The sequence below is a fragment of the Pseudomonas sp. S31 genome (assembly GCF_016648105.1).
Lineage (GTDB): Bacteria > Pseudomonadota > Gammaproteobacteria > Pseudomonadales > Pseudomonadaceae > Aquipseudomonas.
The window spans coordinates 1-476 of the sequence record NZ_JACVVE010000093.1 but is presented as its reverse complement, the minus strand read 5'-3'; the positions used below and the strand labels follow the sequence as shown (position 1 = coordinate 476).

The following is a 476-nucleotide window of genomic DNA, read 5'->3' as shown; positions in this document are numbered from 1 at the left end:
TTTCATCGGCACCGGCATCATGGGCAAGCCCATGGCCCAGAACCTGCAAAAAGCAGGTCACAGCCTGTTCGTCTCCAGTCACCACAAACCTGCTCCTGCTGAATTGACCGACGCTGGTGCGGTCGCCCTGGCCAGCCCCAAGGAAGTGGCCCAGGAAGCCGAGTTCATCATCGTCATGCTCCCCGACACCCCACAAGTCGAGGAGGTGCTGTTCGGTGCGAACGGTGTGGTCGGTGGCATCGGCCCGAACAAGGTGGTGATCGACATGAGCTCGATCTCACCTACCGCCACCAAGGCCTTCGCCGAGAAGATCGACGCCACCGGCGCCGCTTACCTGGATGCCCCGGTGTCGGGCGGTGAAGTCGGTGCCAAGGCCGCGACCTTGAGCATCATGGTCGGCGGCAGCGAATCTGTGTTCGAACGCTCCCTGCCGCTGTTCCAGGCCATGGGCAAGAACATCACCCGCGTCGGCGGCA

Annotated in this window: 1 protein-coding gene; it reads left to right on the top strand. The window is 63.0% G+C overall.

The features are described from left to right. Window positions 1–476 (top strand): NAD(P)-dependent oxidoreductase (locus tag IAE37_RS28610; RefSeq protein ID WP_201178799.1); only part of this gene is annotated, 476 nt, incomplete at both ends.